Annotated in this window: 14 protein-coding genes; 8 read left to right on the top strand and 6 right to left on the bottom strand. The window is 45.0% G+C overall.

Annotation, left to right across the window (positions count from 1 at the left end):
- Positions 1-226: 226 nt before the first annotated feature.
- Positions 227-1,756: a lysine--tRNA ligase gene (gene lysS / locus PYW33_RS11115; RefSeq protein WP_004646277.1), complete on the bottom strand. Its 1,530-nt coding sequence runs from the start codon at positions 1,754-1,756 to the stop codon at positions 227-229.
- A 388-nt stretch (positions 1,757-2,144) separates the two neighbouring features.
- On the opposite strand from lysS, the gene PYW33_RS11120 reads away from it, so the two are divergent.
- Positions 2,145-2,639 carry a YqiA/YcfP family alpha/beta fold hydrolase gene (locus tag PYW33_RS11120; RefSeq protein ID WP_004279417.1) on the top strand — a complete coding sequence of 165 codons (495 nt, stop codon included), beginning with the start codon at positions 2,145-2,147 and terminating at the stop codon, positions 2,637-2,639.
- Between the two features lie 40 nt (positions 2,640-2,679).
- Here the strand turns inward: PYW33_RS11120 and PYW33_RS11125 are convergent, their stop codons facing one another.
- Positions 2,680-3,222: an adenine phosphoribosyltransferase gene (locus PYW33_RS11125; RefSeq protein ID WP_004646276.1), complete on the bottom strand. Its 543-nt coding sequence runs from the start codon at positions 3,220-3,222 to the stop codon at positions 2,680-2,682.
- A gap of 487 nt (positions 3,223-3,709) precedes the next feature.
- On the opposite strand from PYW33_RS11125, the gene rubA reads away from it, so the two are divergent.
- The 5 genes from rubA to PYW33_RS11150 all read left to right on the top strand — a co-directional run bounded on the left by rubA (position 3,710) and on the right by PYW33_RS11150 (position 7,838).
- Positions 3,710-3,874 (top strand): rubredoxin RubA, encoded by a 165-nt coding sequence (gene rubA / locus PYW33_RS11130; protein WP_004646274.1) that lies wholly within the window; start codon positions 3,710-3,712, stop codon positions 3,872-3,874.
- A 91-nt stretch (positions 3,875-3,965) separates the two neighbouring features.
- Positions 3,966-5,144, top strand: coding sequence for a rubredoxin reductase RubB (rubB, locus tag PYW33_RS11135; protein ID WP_016806664.1), 1,179 nt, complete (start codon positions 3,966-3,968; stop codon positions 5,142-5,144).
- 57 nt (positions 5,145-5,201) lie between these two features.
- Positions 5,202-6,140 (top strand): esterase EstB, encoded by a 939-nt coding sequence (gene estB / locus PYW33_RS11140; RefSeq protein WP_004646272.1) that lies wholly within the window; start codon positions 5,202-5,204, stop codon positions 6,138-6,140.
- 13 nt (positions 6,141-6,153) lie between these two features.
- The gene (oxyR, locus tag PYW33_RS11145; protein ID WP_004279412.1) at positions 6,154-7,062 is read left to right on the top strand and encodes a LysR family transcriptional regulator OxyR; all 909 of its coding nucleotides are present in this window, start codon (positions 6,154-6,156) and stop codon (positions 7,060-7,062) included.
- 182 nt (positions 7,063-7,244) lie between these two features.
- Positions 7,245-7,838, top strand: coding sequence for a response regulator transcription factor (locus PYW33_RS11150; RefSeq protein ID WP_016806665.1), 594 nt, complete (start codon positions 7,245-7,247; stop codon positions 7,836-7,838).
- Positions 7,839-7,894: 56 nt separating this feature from the next.
- Here PYW33_RS11150 and ppk1 read toward each other — a convergent pair whose 3' ends face one another.
- Both ppk1 and mtgA read right to left on the bottom strand, forming a co-directional pair.
- A complete protein-coding gene (gene ppk1, locus PYW33_RS11155; protein WP_004646270.1) occupies positions 7,895-9,976 on the bottom strand; it encodes a polyphosphate kinase 1 in 2,082 nt (693 codons plus the stop codon).
- 112 nt (positions 9,977-10,088) lie between these two features.
- Complete coding sequence (gene mtgA, locus PYW33_RS11160) at positions 10,089-10,763, bottom strand: monofunctional biosynthetic peptidoglycan transglycosylase (protein WP_004279409.1); 675 nt, start codon at positions 10,761-10,763, stop codon at positions 10,089-10,091.
- A 77-nt stretch (positions 10,764-10,840) separates the two neighbouring features.
- Here mtgA and PYW33_RS11165 point away from each other — a divergent pair, with 77 nt between their 5' ends.
- Complete coding sequence (locus PYW33_RS11165) at positions 10,841-11,659, top strand: rhomboid family intramembrane serine protease (RefSeq protein ID WP_004646268.1); 819 nt, start codon at positions 10,841-10,843, stop codon at positions 11,657-11,659.
- A gap of 34 nt (positions 11,660-11,693) precedes the next feature.
- Here the strand turns inward: PYW33_RS11165 and PYW33_RS11170 are convergent, their stop codons facing one another.
- On the bottom strand, positions 11,694-14,186 hold the full coding sequence (locus PYW33_RS11170) for an ABC transporter permease (RefSeq protein WP_004646267.1): 2,493 nt from the start codon (positions 14,184-14,186) through the stop codon (positions 11,694-11,696).
- Position 14,187: 1 nt separating this feature from the next.
- Positions 14,188-14,913 (bottom strand): ABC transporter ATP-binding protein, encoded by a 726-nt coding sequence (locus tag PYW33_RS11175; protein ID WP_004646266.1) that lies wholly within the window; start codon positions 14,911-14,913, stop codon positions 14,188-14,190.
- 11 nt (positions 14,914-14,924) lie between these two features.
- On the opposite strand from PYW33_RS11175, the gene PYW33_RS11180 reads away from it, so the two are divergent.
- Positions 14,925-15,554: an arylesterase gene (locus tag PYW33_RS11180; RefSeq protein WP_004646265.1), complete on the top strand. Its 630-nt coding sequence runs from the start codon at positions 14,925-14,927 to the stop codon at positions 15,552-15,554.
- Position 15,555 lies beyond the last annotated feature (1 nt).

A 15,555-nucleotide genomic window follows, 5' to 3' on the forward strand; every position in this document is an offset into this window, starting at 1 on the left:
ATGAATACTGATGAGTCATATGAGAATGCGTCCTATTATGGTCATATTCAGTAAGGAATCAGATTTAACTCTCTCCACAGTTAATTTTGAAATAGTTTGAAAAAACATTCCTTTTTCTACGCAATGACAACCCCAATCATTGCGTTTTTTTTGTCTTTAATTTTTGAATCTATTTTATTTCAAGTATAAAAAAACCCGCCAGAGCGGGTTATTTTGAATTCAGCATTTAAGCATTTTTATGACGCATATGCGGGAACAAGATCACATCGCGGATACTTGCTGCATTGGCAAAGATCATCACCAGACGGTCAATACCAATACCCTCACCTGCTGTTGGAGGAAGACCGTATTCCAATGCTTCTACAAAGTCAGCATCGTAATGCATAGCTTCATCATCACCAGCATCTTTTTCAGCAACCTGTGCCTGGAATCGTTCAGCCTGATCGATTGGATCATTTAATTCCGAGAAGCCATTTGCCAACTCACGGCCACCGATGAAGAATTCAAAACGGTCGGTAATGTGTGGATTGTGATCATTACGGCGCGCCAATGGAGAAGTTTCCGCTGGATATTCAGTAATGAACGTCGGTTGACGCAATTTGGTTTCTACGGTTTCTTCAAATACCATGGTTTGCAGTTTGCCCAGACCAAAACCTGGTTTCACCGGCTCTTTCAATTCTTCCTGAAGGAATTTTGCCAGGAACTCACGGTCATTGACATTTTCAGGGGTAAATTGCGGGTTATTTTCCAGAATTGCATCGAACATTGAAATTTTCTTGAATGGCCCTTTGAAGCTATACACTTCATCGCCATAAGGCACATCAGTGGTACCCAAGATATCAATCGCCAGACGCTCCAGCATTTGCTCGGTCAATTCCATCAAGTCTTTGTAATCTGCATAAGCCTGATAGAATTCGATCATGGTGAATTCAGGGTTGTGACGGGTAGAAACACCTTCGTTACGGAAGTTACGGTTAATTTCAAACACACGTTCAAAACCGCCGACCACCAAACGCTTTAAGTAAAGCTCTGGCGCAATACGCAAGAACAGCGACATGTCCAGTGCATTATGATGTGTTTCGAAAGGACGTGCCGATGCACCGCCTGGAATCACATGCATCATTGGCGTTTCAACTTCCATATAGCGCTTTTCAGTCAGGAAGGCACGGATACCCGCCACAACTTTGGCACGAATTTCAAAAGTTTTACGTGTTTCTTCGTTAACGATCAGATCAAGATAACGTTTACGATACTTTACTTCAGTATCGTTCAAACCATGGAACTTGTCTGGAAGCGGACGTAATGATTTGGTCAGTAATTCAAAATGTTCGATGTGTACATACAAATCGCCTTTACCTGAACGACCGATATAACCTTCGACTGCGATGATATCGCCAAGGTCCAGACCTTTAATGGTAGCCAGGACATCTTCAGCGAGTTCTTTACGCGCCACATATAGCTGGATACGACCTGTCATGTCCTGGATCACAATAAATGAACCACGGTTCAACATCACTCGACCGGCAACTTTGACGTAGACCTTTTCGCCTGCTTCAATTTCTTCTTTAGATTTATCAGCGAACTGGTCTTGTAAATCTTGGGCATAATGCTCACGCTTAAAGGTATTCGGCCATGGGCTCTTACCTGTTTCTTGTGCCTGAGCTTCGATTTGCTTTAACTTGACATGACGCTGTGCAATTAAATCGTTTTCGGAAATGATTTGTTCAGAAGTCGATTGAGCGTTAGTTTGCGTCATCTCTGCCTCGAATAAGATTAGTTAAAAAATAGAAGTTGCATAGAATAGCAGAAATCCTTCTCAAATCGTAGCGCAAACACTCTCAGGAACCGGCTTTTCTTTGGAAAAATCCACTATCCTGCTATTTACACCATTCGGTTGAGCCCTTCTGTCACTCTTTTAAATTCCCTTTCTTCAACCTTTTGCAGCACCCCGCTGCTCTCAGTTGGGATTAAAGTTTAAATCAGACAGGGGTTATACAAAATCATTGCACTGCAAAATTGTGGCTTAGACCAATAGCTAACTGCCTTGTACACCCAGACGTTCTACAATGACGCTCAGATTGAAGATGATATGCCAATCAACAAATAACCAATATGGCATGTCCCATAAAAATGAGTAATGAACTATGTCTAAGATTTTGTTTTTACATGGCTTAGATTCCTCCAGAGAATCCACCAAGTTCCATGCCATTGATGTGGTACATAAATACTGTATCGATGTCGATTATCGAAATCTGAGTTATAGTTCGGTCACCGAGTTTTATCATGAGATGATTGAAACCATCAAACCGGATATTCTGGTCGGCCACAGTCTTGGCGGTTATTGGGCACTGAAAATGTCACAAGCGTATCAAATTCCATGTGTAGTGGCCAATCCCATTTTGCAGCCTAACTTCCGCGATGATTATCCGCCGATTGGGCATCACGATTTACAGCATGATATTCCTCAGTTTGCCTATCTGGAGCTGGGCGATGAAATTCTGGATATGCATGCGGTTCAGACACAACTTGAAGACTATATGCAAATTCAGGCAGTTGATGGCGGCCATCATCGTCTGGAACATCCTGAGCAAATTAATACACTGATTCAGGAAATCGAAGATCATTTTATCAGGCAATAAAAAAGCCCCACAATTTTGGGGCTTTTTTTAAATGTATAACTTAAGCAACTGCCGCTTCAGGCTGAGATTTGTCATCCAGCACTGACCAGATATCCAGGCCTAATTCAGCATGCAGGTCAGGAAGATCAAGGAAGATACTTGCGCCAAGTACTTCATGTTGACATTTTTGAGCCAGTTCATTCACTGCTTTTAAGGTTCCGCCAGTTGCCAGAACATCATCCACAATAATTACTTTCTGGGACTGAACTTCCGCAGACATTTCTAAACGATCCATACCATATTCCAGGCTATAACCCACACCGACCACTGGAGGTGGCAATTTGCCTGCTTTACGCACCAACAATAAGCCTTTGCCTGTACGTTGTGCCAACAAGCTTGCCAACACAAAACCACGCGCTTCGACCGCAATAAAGCTTTCTACTTCTGCCAGTTTGTCAGCAGGAATGCTGGCAATCAAAGCGTCAGTCAAAGGACCAATATTGCTCATGAAAAGTGGGGTCAAATCAAAGAAGCAAATTCCTGGTTTTGGAAAATCTTGGACCGTACGAATGTGAGACCACAAAGAAGTAGACAAATTGCTCATGGGAGATCTTAAAAAAAGAAAAGGAATATGGGAATTTTAAACCTATTTGAGTAGAGCGGACAAGCCAAGCTGCCTAATAAAAACCCGACGTTTAATTACAAGATATTGATTTTATTATATTGATTTATTTTAAAAATATTTAATCCGGACTTTACTGATTTTAAATTACCTAAAAACTCAAGTTTTTACTGCACGACTTTGGTCTATCCCACAAGATAAACACTCATTTTTGCCATCGTCAGCTTTTTATCCTTTAACCGCCTACGCCAGAAAAGCTGATTGGCGTGATTTTTAGATAAATGAGGAATGTGTCGTCTATTCTGCTGCTAATTTCGCTGATTAAGCTTTTATTCACTTTACTTTATGAATAGAACTGCGTAAAAATTTAGCCAAATATGTTCACTGTTAAAAAGTCATATTCTTTTAGAGTCTTGCCTTTTATGGATTTTAAGCTGACGCCTACAGTTGCTCAGTTTTGGAGAGTTACATGAGAAAGTTTCAATGCATCGTATGTGGATGGATTTATGACGAGGCAGAAGGTTGGCCTCAAGACGGGATCGTAGCAGGCACCAAATGGGAAGATATCCCAGATGACTGGACCTGTCCAGATTGCGGCGTGTCTAAAATTGATTTCGAAATGATCGAAGTCTAATCACGTCCAGTTAAAGGCCATATCCATATGGTCTTTTTTTATGCCTTTCAATCATTTATACAGCATGGAGCTCTACCATATGGAAACAACTATGCATCCTATCGTCATTATTGGTTCAGGTATGGCGGGTTATGCCGTAGCACGTGAATTTCGTAAACTCAATCCAGAACATGAATTGCTGATGATCTGTGCGGATGATGCGGTCAATTACGCCAAACCGACGCTCTCCAATGCTTTGGCTGGCAATAAAGCGCCTGAACAAATTCCACTAGGCGATGCGGCTAAAATGTCAGCACAGCTGAATATGCGCATTGAACAGCATACCTGGGTCAAAGCCATTCATCCGGAAGATCATCAGCTGGTTCTGGAAAAAGATGGTCAGGAAAGTACGCAAAATTATAGCAAACTGGTATTAGCCATCGGTGCCAATCCGGTACGTCTGGCGATTGCCGGTGATGCCAGCGATGACATTCATGTCGTCAACAATTTGAGTGACTATAAAGCTTTCCGTAACAATCTGGCAGCACGTGAAGACAAACGTGTAGTAATTTTAGGTGCAGGCCTGATTGGCTGTGAATTTGCCAACGACCTACAAAATACCGATCATCAGGTTACAGTCATTGATTTAGCCCCTCGGCCACTTGGCCGCTTATTGCCAGAACATGTTGCTACTGCATTCCAGAAGAATCTTGAAGAAACCGGCATTCACTTTGTCTTGGGCACAACGGTCGAAAAAGTCTCTCGTGCGGGCAATGGTGATTATCTGGTCACGCTGGCCAACGGTCAGTCTTTGGTCGCTGATGTAGTGTTATCTGCGGTGGGCTTACAGCCGAATATTTCTTTGGCGAAACAGGCAGACGTACATACCAGTCGCGGAGTGTTAACCACGGCACAACTGGAAACCAACCAGGTCGATATTTATGCTGTGGGCGACTGTGCCGAGGTCAATGGAACTTTATTGCCTTATGTTATGCCGATCATGCAACAAGCCCGCGCTTTGGCAAAAACCTTAAATGGTGAACATACTGCCGTGCATTATCCGGCTATGCCAGTGGCAGTTAAAACGCCTGCTGCTCCTTTAACGGTATTGCCTGCACCGGTTGATGTTGATGTCACCTGGGAAACTGAAGAGTTTGACGATGGCATGCTGGCTAAAGCGTTCGATGCTAACGGCACCTTACGCGGTTTCGTGCTTTTGGGCGCCACTGCAGCCAAACAGCGTCTGGCCTTGACCAAGCAGGTTCCTGACTTGATTCCTGCTGCGGTTTAGAGGTTTAATAGCAAGGATATTTTTTAAACGAAATATCCTTTAATTAGGACAGCGACTATGTACAGCGCAGCACAGTTTAATCTTTCCCCATATACCTCGTTTATGCATGAAACCAAGGTTGATCTTGGTAATGGGATCCAGCTACATGTCGAGGTTGGCGGAAATCCGGAACATCCCACCATTTTGCTGATTATGGGTCTGGGTGGGCAAATGCTGTACTGGCCTGACTTTTTCTGCAAGTCACTGATAGACAATGGCTATCACATCATCCGTTTTGATAATCGTGATATTGGTCTGTCTTCAAAAGTCCATCACAAAGGTCCACGCCTGAATACCCTGAAAATGATGAGCCGTTTTGTGCTGGGTCTGGGTAATCAGGGTGCACCTTATGATCTATATGATATGGCCGAAGATGTCAGTCTGCTGATTGAAAAAATGCAGCTGGAACAGGTCTATGTGCTGGGTGCTTCGATGGGCGGTATGATTGCCCAGATTCTGGCCGCGCGTTATCCGGACAAAGTCAAAAAACTGGGCTTACTGTTTACCAGCAATAACCAGCCGATGTTGCCACCGCCCTTCCCTAAGCAACTCTTTAGTTTGATTGACAAACCGGCTTCAACAGATGAAGATGGCATTGTTGATCATAGTTTGAAACTGTTTAAGATCATCGGCTCGCCAGGTTATGTCAATCATCTGGAAGCGGTACAGACCGCCCGTAAATTATATAAGCGAAGTTACTATCCTGCTGGTGTACTTCAACAGTTTTTAGCAATATTATGTACAGGCTCATTGCTGCAACTGGACAAGCAAATCAAACAAGAAACCCTGGTAGTCCATGGTTCTCGAGATCGATTGCTGCCTCCTAGCCATGGCAAGGCCGTTGCGAAAGCAATTTCAGGGGCTAAATTTGAATTAATTGATGGAATGGGGCATGATATCCCACCGCATTTTATTCCATATCTTAGCGAATTATTTGCTGATCATTTTAAATCATAAACATTAGGACACTATGGCTGCATTACCATCCCTAAGACAGCTGTCATACCTCGTAACACTGTCAGAGACGCTACACTTTACAGAAGCTGCTCGCCGCTCCTTTGTCACCCAGTCAACCTTGTCTGGCGGCATCATGGAGCTGGAGCGTTTACTCGGTGGCGTACTTGTTGAACGCGACCGCCAGAATGTTCGTTTAACGCCTCTTGGTGAACAAGTGGTTGCACGCGCACGTGTTCTACTGGCCGATGCTCAGGACCTAATGCGTTTAAGTCGTGAGATGAGTGAACCTTTAACCGGTGATCTACATCTCGGCGTCATTCCAACAATTGCACCTTTCCTATTGTCCCAGCTGCTGGATGAAGTGCATAAGCAATTACCAAAAATCCAGTTGCATCTGCATGAAGCGCAAAGTGAAAAGATTGTAGAAAAGCTGGAACATGGCAACCTGGATATGGTGGCTTTGGCATTGCCTTTCGACACCCGTGGTCTGAAAGTTGCTGAAATTGCCAAAGAGAATCTGTATCTGGTTTACCAAAAATCTGATCAGCATGCTGCACAAGCAAACTCTTTAGAAGATCTGGATCTGTCTCGCCTGATGTTACTTGAAGAAGGTCATTGCCTGCGTGATCATGCCTTGAGTGCCTGCCCGATTGGTGAGCGTAAAAATGATCACCGTTTAAAAGCCAGCTCACTGCCGACTTTAATCGAAATGGTGTCTGCAAATCTGGGCTTTACCCTGCTGCCTGAAATTGCGATCCATACCAATATGATTAAAGGCAATCCTGAGATTCAGGTAAAAGCGATCGATTCAGCCCCAAGTCGTACCCTGGCATTGGTAACCCGTAAAAGCACACCGCTGCAAAGCGAGTTTGATGTGCTATTACAGATTTTCCAGAAAATCACTCAGCACGATGCTGCCTGATCTATAGATAATAAAAAGGAGCACATGTTGCTCCTTTTTTATATCTTGAATTGAATGCATCCAGTCCGCCTAGAAACTTAGAATCTCTACATTTCAGCTAAATCACTATTCTTTGGGATAGGCATTTGCATCTGCCTGATTCACAGTATAGCTCTCTATCGCATCTACAGGATCGCGTTTTATTGGCTAGCCTTTTGCCTGCACCGGTTTTAGTGATTCGTTCACCGACTGGACTCGACCTGTCAAAAATCCAAACCGTGCTACTGCAACTGGGCTATCAGCCAGATATGCTGCTGTATGCGGACAATATACTGTCTGCACAGTCCATGATTACTGAACATCTGCCCAATCTGATTCTTTATCATGCAGCAACAACTTCAGAGATCAGTTTGATCCGTCAGCTGAAACAGCAAAACCCGTACCCGCCTGTTATTACCATATTCAATACGGATGCCATAGTAACGATCTATTCTGCTTTATTATCCGGAGCAGATAGCTATATGCAGCATCATGATTCATTACCGCAGTTCGCTGAGAGTCTAAAAATTGTCTTACGCGGCGGAGCCTACATTCATACTGAACTGGCAGACTATATCCTGCACCAGCCCATTGCCAAAACCTGTCTTAACCTCGCTGAATTGCAGTTATTAAAAGTATTGAGTCAACATCAATCGCAAGCCGAACGACAAAACCAGCTCCAGATGAAGGACTATCAGATGTATAGTCGGGTCAAACATATCTATCGAAAACTGGTTCAACTCAGCTTGAACAGTTAAATTCTATCTTCGGAATAAAAAGAGGCTGAATATTCAGCCTCTTTAAATGCTTAAACTTATTTAAACAGCTCTAACAGAATACGTTGTGCATTATGCGGTTTGTCACCTTCTTTTGGCTGTGCCCGCAGCCAGGTGCCATCACCTTGCAATAACCAGGATTGCTGGTTGTCTTTCAGGTAATTCAACAGACCCTGTTGATAGATGCGTTTTTTCAAAGCTTCATCTTCGACCGGGAAACAGGCTTCGACCCGATTAAACAGGTTACGATCCATCCAGTCTGCACTTGAGCAGTAAATACGTGAATTGCCATTATTGCTGAAATAATACACGCGGGTATGTTCCAGGAAACGTCCGACAATTGAACGCACCCGGATATTTTCTGACAGCCCCGGCAACCCCGGACGCAAACTGCAAATTGAGCGAATAATCAGGTCAATTTGTACCCCGGCCTGAGAAGCTTCATAGAGTTTGTTAATCAACTGCATTTCGGTCAGCGCATTGACTTTGACAATAATCTGCGCCGGTTTCCCTGCCTGAGCATAGGCAATTTCATTATCAATATAGTTCAGTAACTGGGCATGTAAGGTAAACGGCGCATGCAGCAGCTTTTTCAGCTTGGCCATTTTCCCCATACCGGTCAGTTCCTGAAAAATACGATGCACATCTTCACACAGATCTTTATCCGTCGTTAACAGGCCGTAATCGGTATAGATTCGCGCATTGCCGGCATGATAATTACCGGTGCCCAGATGCACATAGCGCACCAGTTTGTTATTTTCCCGGCGCACCACCAGAATCATCTTGGCGTGAGTCTTGTAACCGACAATGCCGTAGACCACGACCGCACCCGCTTCTTGGAGGACATTGGCCACCGCAATATTGGATTCTTCATCAAAACGCGCACGTAATTCAATGACTGCGGTCACTTCCTTGCCATTGCGGGCAGCCTCTGCCAACACTTGGACAATTTCAGAATCTGGTCCACTACGGTACAAGGTCTGCTTGATCGCCAGTACTTGTGGATCGCGTGCCGCTTCACGTAATAATGAAATGACCGGCGCAAAAGATTCAAAGGGATGATGTAGCAAAATATCCTGTTTCTGCATCGCACTAAAAATATTTTCAGATTTTTTCAGTACTTTAGGAATGATGGGAGTATGCGAGTCATAACGTAAATGCGGACGTTTAAAATTAGATAGTAAACGTGCCAGATTGACCGGGCCAGCAACTTTATAAAGCTGCTCGTCGTCCAGATCAAATTCATTCAGCAGATATTCATAAATATGCTGTGGGCAGTTTTCCGTTACTTCCAGACGTACCGCACGACCAAACCGGCGTGAACTGAGTTCACCTTTGAGTGCCTTGGCCAGATCTTCCACATCTTCATTCAAGGCCAAATCGGCATTTCGGGTGACACGGAACTGATAACAGCCAGTCGCTGTCATCCCCGGGAACAGGTCAGAAACATGCTCATGAATAATCGCCGACAGCATTACATGATGTTCTTTTCCATCGGTCAGTTCATCCGGTAAACGTACCACGCGTGGCAGAGAACGCGGTGCAGGTACCACAGCCAGATCAATCTGACGGCCAAAAGCATCTTTCCCTTCCAGCGTGACAATAAAGTTCAGTGATTTATTCACCAGCCGCGGGAATGGATGCGCTGGGTCTAGGCTGATCGGCGTGAGGACGGGAGCCACCTGCTCCTGAAAATATTTTTTCACCCAGGCAGATTGAGCTGGGGTCAATTCACCACGGCGCAAGAAGCAAATATCTTCCTCACGCAGTTTTGGCAAAATTTCTTCATTTAAAATACGGTATTGACGTTCAATGGCGGCATGTGCCGTTTTAGAAATCTGTTCTAAAACCTGCTTTGGAGTCAAGCCATCCGGACTCCGACTTTCATTGTCCAGATCCAGCTGTTCCATCATCCCGGCGACCCGGATTTCAAAAAATTCGTCCAGATTACGCGAGAAAATCAACAGAAAATTCATGCGTTCGAGCAATGGATGTAAAGGATCGACAGCCTGTTCCAGAACGCGTAAATGGAAGTCTAGGATAGACAGTTCACGATTAATATAACGATCATTATATGTATATTCGGGCTGTGCTGAAGTTGTGCTGGCTGCCGTATTCATATCAAACCTATGCGGATTTAAAATTGTGCTTATCGCTCCAAGTATGCTTCAAATTGATGACAATTTCATAAAAAAAAGCCCAAATAATTGGGCTTTCTCTTCAAATCATCAATTAAGGTAATTCTGCATAGCGCATATAGCGCTGAATCATCCGTTTACGCGCATTTAATGCAGAGGAATTGCGATGATCCTGAAAGTATTTCGGATTGGTGAGAATGGCCGCGAGAAAGATGGCTTGATCCCGGGTCAGACTTTGCGCGGTTTTACCAAAATAATGCTTGGCCGCCGCTTCAACGCCGTAAATATTGTCCCCGAACTCGATCGAGTTTAAATAGACTTCCAGAATCCGTTCTTTCGACCACATGCGTTCCATCATCCAGGTTGCGACTGCTTCCTGACCTTTACGCACAAAGGAACGCTTGTTGACGAGGAACAGGTTTTTCGCCAATTGCTGGGAGATTGTCGAACCACCGGCCACTACACGGCCCTGATTTCTGTTTTTATTCAGCGCAGTTTGAATTCCGTCCCAGTCAAAACCATGGTGATGAATAAATTTTCCATCTTCCGCAGTGACGATGGCACGTTTCAGATTCAGGCTGATTTCGTCATAGGGACGCCACTGATGCTGAATCGCTTTGGAAGGTTCTGTCCAGTAATCAATCCGCATCATCATGGTGGTGTTCACCGGATTGGTTCGCCACCAGGCCAGACTGGCAAAGATCCACAATTGAACCAGCAGAATCACACTGACGATGACGAGCATCGTGCGGATCAGAAAGGCTTTCATGTCAGTGCGTTACTCCTGAAAATTTAATTTTTCGTGTTAAGCTTATTCGAAATATACAATCACAGCAAAAAAATAGCATGTCTGAATACTCTCCCCCTGTCGAACATCACAAACTTGAAATGCATCTCTGGTGGATCACCGCCATTTTAATCGGGATCAATGTTGGATTATTTGGCTGGCAAGCCATGCATGGCATGGATGTTAACCAGCCGAGTACCCGAGACGCTATTCTCTGGGGTGCCGATTATGCACCTTTAACCTATTTAGCGGAACCCATGCGCTTGTTTAGCAGCATATTTTTTCATTTTGGCCTGATTCACCTGATGTTGAATATGTGGGCCTTGTATATTTTTGGTAGTGTTGCCGAACAGCTGTTTGGCCGGATGTATTTTATTGGCCTGTATGTGTGTGCCGGATTAATGGGCAGCCTGCTCAGTGGCTATATGAACATTCAGGACAGCTATAGCCTGATCGAAGGCGGTGTGGCCAATCCCGATTTATTGCCTGCGGTCAGTGCCGGCGCATCTGGTGCCGTGATGGGACTCGGTGCTTCACTCACGGTGCTGGCTTTATTGCCAATGCTGCCACAGCAACGTTTTATTCTGGATAAAAAAACCCTGGTGATGGTGATGGGTCTAAACCTCACGCTGGGCTTTATGATCAGTGGAATCAACAATGCCGCACATATTGGCGGCATGCTGATGGGGGCTTTTCTCACCTTGCTCTGGTACATCGGGCAAAAAATGCAGCGTAGCCACCTGTTCAATCTGATTGCCTTGATTGTCGGGTTCGGCCTTTGTGTGCTGCTTTATCAACATAACTTGGCCTTACTCGAACCCATTCGCCCACTGTGGCAAGAGATTCTGGAAATGATGCAACAGCAACTAAAACTTTAACTCTCAGCCAGTTTAAAAATCACGGAGATGAATCTTATTGATTCATCTCACGCAAGCTTTGTAAGGGTGGAATCTCTGACAGATAACTCAGGCGATAACGGCCAATCAGCGCACATAAAGAGGTCATAAAGATCGGCAGGATAATCCAGATTTCCCAATGCGGCTGAATCATTAAATCCATTTTATAACTGGCAATCGCACTGATCACTTCGGCAAACAGGCAGGAAACTATTCCGGCAAACAGCCCAATAAAACCAATTTCCAGACTCATCATGGTTTTCAGTTTCTGCTTGGAACTACCGAATGATCGTAGCAAAGCCACTTCACGTTTGCGTTCATCCATCAACAGGTTCAGACAGGCCATCAGCACCAGAAAACCGGAAATGCTGACCAGTACCGCCAGAATCGTCACGATTTGCACCAGCACATTCACAATGCGTTTGATCTCTTCCAGAATCAGGCTGACATCAATAAAGACCGTGTTGGAAAATTGCTGGATCACAGGGACCAGTTTGCCTTTATCTGTTTCCGGGACATAAAAACTGCCCAGATAACTGCCGGCATTGGCATCCATGCTATTCGGTGCAAAGATAAAGAAGAAATTCGGGCTAAAACTTTCCCATTCGACGGTTCTTAGATTAACGACTTTAGCTTCCAGTATCCCTTCTGGCAGACTGAAACTGAGTTTATCTCCGATCTTGATCCCTAGCTCTTCCGCAGTATTGGCTTCGACCGATACGGTGCCGACTTGTTTTAATACCGCGTCACCACTGACAATCACATTATCTTGTGGATAGCTATTTGACTGGGTCAGATTCAGCTCACGTCTTAAAGTATTGCTACTTTTAACCAACTCTTCGGCAAATGGCTGATCATTTTTGGCGACCAGACGCCCACGGACATTTGGATATAGCGGTGTGCTTTTCCAGCCATTCTGCTCAAGTTGGGCTTTGAGATCCGGCATATCAAAAGGCGGTAAGCCATAAACAAACTGGTTCGGCGTACCTTCCGGTAACTGTTGCTGCCAACGATCTAGCAGATCGGTACGCAAGACGGCCAATACTGTAATCAGGCTCAAGCCCAAGGCTAAAGCCGTAATCTGCAAGGCGGTCTGAGAAGGCGTGCGTACATAGGCTGACAGATTCAGCTTCATATTCCGCAGCAGTTTCAACACCCCCCATACCGTCAGATACAGCACTGCACATAACACAATAATCGCGCCAATCACCCAGGCGGTCAGCAACAGATTTTCAGTCAAAATCACACTAAAAACAATCAGGCTGAGCGTTCCGGTCAGCAGCATCCACAGCATGGATTGTACTGATTTTTCCTGCTGGCGAATGACCCGAATCGGTGGCGTATTTAGCAATTGCAACAAGCTTGGCATGACAAAACCGAGTAGCACTACGGCACTGGTCAGCATGGCGACCGGCAAAGGCCCGAGCAACATCGCGATGGCCGAAAACTCAATCTGCAAATTTGGAATCAGCTGCAACATCAATTGCAACAGTCCATAACCCAGACTGATCCCGACCACGGTACCAATTAGCATCGCAATTAACAGCACCATCCCGAGTAAAGCCAGATAAGCCGACAGAATCTGCTGCTTGGTGGCGCCAATACAACGCATCAAGGCAATATGATCCTGATTCTGCTGTACATAACGCTGCGCGGTTAAAGCAATGGCAATCCCACATAATAGAATGGTCAGAATATTGGCCAGTTGCAGGAAAGTGTCCAGATTAGCAATCGGCTTCATCAAGCGGGTATTGCCTTCACTGGCATTGCGTAACCTGAGACTGCTTTGCTCCTCAAACTCCTGCCCTTGTACTTCCGCTGGCGTTTCAGCTGAGGCGTTTGCTGACTTGACCTGCTGCTTGAACAGGGCTTCATATTGTTGGGTATCATCCGGACGGCCAGCCATAAGTAGGCGATATTCAATCCGGCTCCCCACCTGAATGGCATTGGTTCGTGCGACATCTGCCTGAGAAATAATTACGGTCGGTGAAAAACCGGAAAATCCAAGCTCCTGATTGGAGTCTTGTTCAATCTTGGCAGTAACTTTAAATGCTGCATCGGCAATATTGAGCTGATCGCCCAGTTTGACTTTGAGCAAATCCATGGCTCGTGGACTAAGCCAGATTTCACCAGACTGAATCGACTTTTTTGCCGGTTGCACCCGCAGTTCACCACGCAAAGGAAAAGCCTGATCGATGGCTTTGACATTGACCATGACAAACTGCGCATCGGTATAGGCCATACTGCTAAAGAAAGTGACTTCTGACTGCTTTAAATCCAGCTGCTTGGCCTGATCACGCCACTGCTTTGGCAAAAGCTCATTATCTGAAAGCACCAGATCACCGGCCAGCATTTCTGCTGCCTGCAAGGCAACTGCATTTTGGATCTGTTCATTGCTAAATTTGAGTGCAGTGGTCGCACTGATCGCCAGTGTTAAGGCAATAATCAGTAGATAAATCCCGGTCGTTTTAAAGCTTTGCGTCAGTAAAGGACGAAATAATGGATTCATTTCATCCTCCATTCGGATGTTCAATCAGCTCGCCATTCAGCAGTTCAAAATGCCGCTGACACTGCTGCGCCAATTTGCGGTCATGCGTGACCAGCACCAAAGTTGTTCCCAGTTCCCGGTTCAGTTGAAATAGCAGTTGTTCAATTTCTCTGGCTGTTTCACCATCGAGATTGCCCGTAGGTTCATCGGCAAAAATGATTTTTGGTTCACTGACCAGTGCGCGTGCAATCGCCACACGTTGCTGTTCTCCCCCGGACAATACTTTTGGGGTTTGCTGCGCCTGTCGATCCAGACCGACCTTATGTAGTAATGCCAACGCCTTTTGCTCAGCTTCTGCATATTTAAAGCCGGGCTGCAGGCGCAGTGGCAGCATTACATTTTCAAGTGCAGTCAGGTGCGGTAAGAGCTGAAAAGACTGAAAGACAAATCCGATATTTCTTAAACGTACCAGCGCACGTTGTTCTTCATTCAAGTTAGACACTGATTCGCCACAGACCAGAAGCTGACCTGAACTTGCCTGATCCAGTGTCGCCAGAATACCCAGTAATGTGGATTTTCCGGAACCGGAACGACCGGTAATAGCCACTTGTTCTCCGGCCTGAATATCCAGATCAAGATCCTCAAAAATGGTGAGTTGTTTTTGTGAAAGTTGTATCTTTTGTGTCAATTTCTGGGCAGAAATAATAGCCTGTGGCATGATGGTCGAATCGTTGCTGCTTTGAATCATACGTGTCCTATATGAAAGATCTTAATCAGAAAACTCGGCTATTGCCTTACTTTTTTTTTCTCAGTCTGTGCCTATTACCTCTTGGGGTTTCAGCAAAGACGATTATGATTTTAGGTGATAGTTTAAGTGCAGGTTATGGTATCCAGCCCCAGCAAGGTTGGGTACATTTATTACAAAAGCGTTTAGAGCAACAGTATCCGAAACAGCATAAAGTGGTCAATGCAAGTGTCAGTGGCGAAACCACCAGCGGAGCACTGGCCAGACTGCCTAAACTGTTACAGACGCATCGTCCAGACCTTGTGGTGATTGAGTTAGGTGGCAATGATGGCTTACGTGGACAACCACCGCAAATGATTCAAAAAAATTTAGCCAGCCTGATTCAGCAGAGCCAGAAAGCCAAAGCCAAGGTTATTGTATTTGGTATGAAAATGCCGCCTAACTACGGTCAGGCCTATAGCAAAGCTTTTGAAAATAATTATAAAGTGGTCAGTCAGCAATATAAGGTGAAGTTATTGCCCTTCTTTATGCAAGGTGTAGCCGGCAACAAAACCCTGATGCAAAAGGATCTGATTCATCCAAATGCTAAAGCACAGACGATCCTGTTAAATAATGCTTATCCATATATTAAAGGCGCTTTATAAA

This window comes from Acinetobacter lwoffii (assembly GCF_029024105.1).
Classification (GTDB): domain Bacteria; phylum Pseudomonadota; class Gammaproteobacteria; order Pseudomonadales; family Moraxellaceae; genus Acinetobacter; species Acinetobacter lwoffii.

Coding starts and splice junctions, on each gene's coding strand:
- lysS (WP_004646277.1), bottom strand. CDS start 1,756: ATGACGCAAACTAACGCTCAATCGACTTCTGAACAAATCATTTCCGAA.
- PYW33_RS11120 (WP_004279417.1), top strand. CDS start 2,145: ATGTCTAAGATTTTGTTTTTACATGGCTTAGATTCCTCCAGAGAATCC.
- PYW33_RS11125 (WP_004646276.1), bottom strand. CDS start 3,222: ATGAGCAATTTGTCTACTTCTTTGTGGTCTCACATTCGTACGGTCCAA.
- rubA (WP_004646274.1), top strand. CDS start 3,710: ATGAGAAAGTTTCAATGCATCGTATGTGGATGGATTTATGACGAGGCA.
- rubB (WP_016806664.1), top strand. CDS start 3,966: ATGCATCCTATCGTCATTATTGGTTCAGGTATGGCGGGTTATGCCGTA.
- estB (WP_004646272.1), top strand. CDS start 5,202: ATGTACAGCGCAGCACAGTTTAATCTTTCCCCATATACCTCGTTTATG.
- oxyR (WP_004279412.1), top strand. CDS start 6,154: ATGGCTGCATTACCATCCCTAAGACAGCTGTCATACCTCGTAACACTG.
- ppk1 (WP_004646270.1), bottom strand. CDS start 9,976: ATGAATACGGCAGCCAGCACAACTTCAGCACAGCCCGAATATACATAT.
- mtgA (WP_004279409.1), bottom strand. CDS start 10,763: ATGAAAGCCTTTCTGATCCGCACGATGCTCGTCATCGTCAGTGTGATT.
- PYW33_RS11165 (WP_004646268.1), top strand. CDS start 10,841: ATGTCTGAATACTCTCCCCCTGTCGAACATCACAAACTTGAAATGCAT.
- PYW33_RS11170 (WP_004646267.1), bottom strand. CDS start 14,186: ATGAATCCATTATTTCGTCCTTTACTGACGCAAAGCTTTAAAACGACC.
- PYW33_RS11175 (WP_004646266.1), bottom strand. CDS start 14,913: ATGATTCAAAGCAGCAACGATTCGACCATCATGCCACAGGCTATTATT.
- PYW33_RS11180 (WP_004646265.1), top strand. CDS start 14,925: ATGAAAGATCTTAATCAGAAAACTCGGCTATTGCCTTACTTTTTTTTT.